We start from the raw sequence: 3859 nt of genomic DNA, 5'->3' as shown, positions 1-3859 counted from the left end.
CCCTGGCTTGTCGCCGCCGCCATATCTGTCTCCCTGCTGGCGCTGCTGCCGCTCGCTTTCATCATAGGGATCGCGGTGCAGACCGGCTGGGAGGCCGTCTCGGCACTGATCTTCAGGCCACGTGTCGGCGAACTGCTGGTCAACACCGGCCTGCTGGTGCTGCTGGCCGTACCGATCGCCATCATCTTGTCGGTGACGCTGGCCTGGCTGACCGAACGCAGCGACCTGCCCGGTGCCCGGCTCTGGGCCTGGCTCTGCGTGGCGCCGCTCGCGATCCCCGCTTTCGTGCACTCCTATGCCTGGATCACCATGGTGCCCGGGCTGCACGGCCTGTGGGCAGGCGTGCTGGTGTCCGTCATCGCCTATTTTCCCTTCCTTTACCTGCCGGTATCGGCGGCGCTGCGCCGCCTCGATCCCGCCCTGGAGGATGCGGCGGCGGCACTTGGTCTCGGACCCTGGCGCGTGTTCTGGCGTGTCGTGTTGCCGCAGCTCAGGCTCGCAATATGCGGCGGCTCGCTGCTGGTCGGCCTGCATCTGCTGGCCGAATATGGCCTCTACGTCTTCATCCGCTTCGACACCTTCACCACCGCGATCGTCGACCAGTTCCAGTCGACCTTCAACGGCCCGGCCGCCAACATGCTGGCCGGCGTGCTGGTGACCTGCTGCTTCGTGCTGCTCGGCCTCGAAGTGTTGGTGCGCGGCGAGGAACGTTATGCCCGTGTCGGCTCTGGTGCCGCGCGGTATCAGCAACGCATCGGCCTAGGCCGCGCCACCATCCCGAGCCTTGCCTTGCTCGTCGTCACCACGCTGCTGGCGCTTGGCGTGCCGTTCGTCACCATCGGGCGCTGGCTCCTCGCCGGCGGCGCCGATGTCTGGCGTCTCGACGAAATTGGACTGGCGCTCGGCCAGACGCTGTTCCTGTCCCTTGCCGGGGCGCTGCTTGCCACTGTCGCGGCGATGCCGATGGCCTGGATCTCGATCCGCGCGCCGGGACCGCTGCAGCGCCTTCTGGAGGGATGCAATTACATTGTCGGCTCGCTGCCGGGTGTCGTCATTGCGCTGGCGCTGGTCACCATCACCGTGCGCATCGCCCTGCCGCTCTACCAGACCCTGTTCACCATCCTGGTCGCATATGCCTTGATGTTCCTGCCGCGTGCCCTGGTCAGCCTGCGCGCGTCGATCGCCCAGGCGCCGGTCGAGCTCGAGCGCGCCGCGTCGAGCCTCGGCCGGCGGCCCCTCAACGCGCTGTGGTCGACGACAATCCGCCTGTCGGCGCCGGGTGCGGCGGCCGGCATGGCGCTGGTGGCGCTCGGCATCATGAACGAATTGACCGCGACCCAGATGCTGGCGCCGAACGGCACCCGCACGCTGGCGATGGCGTTCTGGTCCTACAGCAGCGAGATCGATTACGCCTCGGCCGCTCCTTACGCCTTCATCATGGTGGCGATGTCGCTGCCCCTGACCTGGCTGCTCTATGTCCAGTCGAAGCGGATGGCCGGACGATGAGCTTTCTTGAACTCCGCAATCTGCACAAGCATTACGGCCCGGTCGCTGCACTGGCCGGCGTCGACCTGAACGTCGCCAGCGGCAGCCGCACGGCGATCGTAGGACCTTCCGGCTGCGGCAAGACGACCTTGCTGCGGCTGATCGCCGGCTTCGAGGCGCCCGATCAGGGCCGCATCGTGCTCGACGGGCAGGTGCTGGCCAATGGCGGCGCCGCCGTTCCGGCGCATCGCCGCGGCATCGGCGTGGTGGCGCAGGACGGCGCCCTGTTCCCGCATCTGACCATCTCGGACAATATCGGCTTCGGTATGGGACGGGACGATGACAAGCGCGCCGAGCGCATCGTCGAACTTGCCTATATCGTTGGACTGGACAAGGCGATCCTGAAACGCCGCCCGCACGAGCTCTCCGGCGGTCAGCAGCAGCGCGTGGCGCTGGCCCGCGCCATGGCGATGAAGCCGCGGCTGATGCTGCTCGACGAGCCGTTCTCGGCCCTCGACACCGGCCTGCGCGCCTCGATGCGCAAGGCTGTGGCCGAACTTCTGGAGGCGGCCGGCATCACCACCATCCTGGTGACGCACGACCAGGCCGAGGCGCTGTCCTTCGCCAGCCAGGTGGCGGTGATGCGGGATGGAAAATTTTCCCAGGTCGGCACGCCGCGCGAACTTTATCTCAAGCCGAAGGACAGGATGATCGCCGAGTTCCTCGGCGATGCCATCATCCTGCCGGCCAGCGTCTCGGGCGGCTTCGCCAGCTCCCCGCTCGGCCGCATCGCGGTCGATACGCCGGACAGCCGCGATATCGTCCGCATCATGCTGCGGCCGGAACAGATCGGGCTGAAACGCACCTCGCGCGAGGGCATGTCGGGCACATCGGACATGCTGTTCGGCGAGGTGACGGAATCGGAGTTCGCCGGCTCGACATGCACGGTCGCGGTGCGGCTCCTGAACAATTCCGATCCGCCGGACGCCGCCGCCATCGGCGGCACGCCGCTGATCCTGCGCAAACCCGGCATGGACGCACCGGCGGTCGGCGAGATCGTACGGCTGACTGTATCGGGCAAGGCGCATGTCTTCACTTGAGAGCGACGGCTGAACGAGTTGAACCCCAGCGAAGTGGCCAGCTCACGCCGTGATGCGTTCGCCTGTTTCCGCTGAATAGATCGGCCATTGCTCGAGAAAATCGCAACTGTGCACCACCACGCACTCGTTGGCGCTGTCGACGAGGATGACGGCGTAGGAAGGCGGCGCCTGTTCGACGATCTCGCTCGATCGGTCGAGGGCAAGCTCGAACCGGGCATGTAGGCCGCGCTGCGCCGAGAACGGAATGCCGGCAACGGTGCCGGCAATGTCGCGATGGACATGGCCGAAGAAGATGTGGCGAACGTTGCCATGGCCCCGCAGCAGGCCGAGCAACCGCTCGGGCTGTTCGAGCGCCAGCGGATCGAGCTGCGGCAGGCCGAGCGCGACCGGCGGATGATGCAGGAAAACGTAGGCTGGCCTGCCGCCGGATTGTCCCAGCCGGGCTTCGAGCCAGGCGAGCCGGCTGTCGCACAGTTCGCCTTCTATGCGTCCTTCCGCCAGGCAGTCGAGAAACAACAGCACCCTCGTTGCCGGTATCGTGGACCGACTGCACGAAGCCGTTTTCGTCGACCGCAATTTCGGGAAACGCGGCGACGAGATTGGCCCGCCGGTCATGGTTGCCCGGCAGCAGCCTGTACGGCATGGACAGTGTGCCAAGCGCAACGCGCAGATCGGCATAGCTCTGCGGCGCACCGGTCTCCGTCAGGTCGCCGGTGAAGACGCAAAGCGCGGCGTCGGGGTGATGCGCATTGATGTGCGCGATGCACCGATCCAGCCGCTGATGCAGGTCCGCCCCATAGCGGCGCTCACCTCGCCGGCCAAGATGCACGTCGGTGACCTGGATGATTTTCATGCGCGTCTCTTGGCTGAGCGTTTGGGAAATCAAAGCGCCGGCTCGGGCACGGAAGCCTTGAAGACATCGAGACGGGTCCCTGTCTCCGACGAGAAGAAGTGCATGTCGTCCGGCGAGATCTTCAGGCCGACGGTGCTACCGGGTTCGGGATGAACGGCCTCCGAGGTCATCACCGAAAACGGCGCGCCGTCGAGGTCGACATAGATCACCCGCCCCGCACCCAGTTCCTCGACCAGGTCGACAGTCGCATCGAGCGCGCCCGGCGTTCCCGGCGCCACCAGCCGGACGGCTTCCGGCCGGATGCCCATCGCCACCTTCGTACCGACCGGCAGGCCGGCGCGAGCCATGCCCAGGCGCCGGCTGCCGCCGAGCAGCGACAGCCCGTCGAGTTCGACGGGGCCTTCCAGAATGTTCATGGCCG

4 protein-coding genes and 1 pseudogene are annotated in these 3859 nt (G+C 66.8%); 2 read left to right on the top strand and 3 right to left on the bottom strand.

The window, feature by feature from the left end; translation table 11 throughout:
• The coding region (locus EOA36_RS30005; protein WP_245464511.1) for an iron ABC transporter permease at positions 1 to 1506 on the top strand (1506 nt) is incomplete at its 5' end.
• On the top strand, positions 1503 to 2585 hold the full coding sequence (locus tag EOA36_RS30000) for an ABC transporter ATP-binding protein (protein ID WP_127280573.1): 1083 nt from the start codon (positions 1503 to 1505) through the stop codon (positions 2583 to 2585). The genes EOA36_RS30005 and EOA36_RS30000, both read left to right, overlap by 4 nt.
• Before the next feature lie 42 nt (positions 2586 to 2627).
• Here the strand turns inward: EOA36_RS30000 and EOA36_RS38545 are convergent, their stop codons facing one another.
• The 3 genes and pseudogenes from EOA36_RS38545 to EOA36_RS29990 form a co-directional block, all read right to left on the bottom strand.
• The gene (locus EOA36_RS38545; RefSeq protein ID WP_245464512.1) at positions 2628 to 3101 is read right to left on the bottom strand and encodes a hypothetical protein; all 474 of its coding nucleotides are present in this window, start codon (positions 3099 to 3101) and stop codon (positions 2628 to 2630) included.
• 136 nt (positions 3102 to 3237) lie between these two features.
• Positions 3238 to 3438: pseudogene (locus tag EOA36_RS38540) on the bottom strand (metallophosphoesterase); the annotation flags it as partial.
• A gap of 29 nt (positions 3439 to 3467) precedes the next feature.
• A partial coding sequence (locus EOA36_RS29990) for a TOBE domain-containing protein (protein ID WP_127280572.1) occupies positions 3468 to 3859 on the bottom strand: 392 nt, incomplete at its 5' end.

This window comes from Mesorhizobium sp. M8A.F.Ca.ET.021.01.1.1, assembly GCF_003998025.1.
GTDB lineage: Bacteria > Pseudomonadota > Alphaproteobacteria > Rhizobiales > Rhizobiaceae > Mesorhizobium.
Note: the sequence above shows the minus strand (reverse complement) of the source record. Positions and strands in the feature narration are given on the sequence as shown.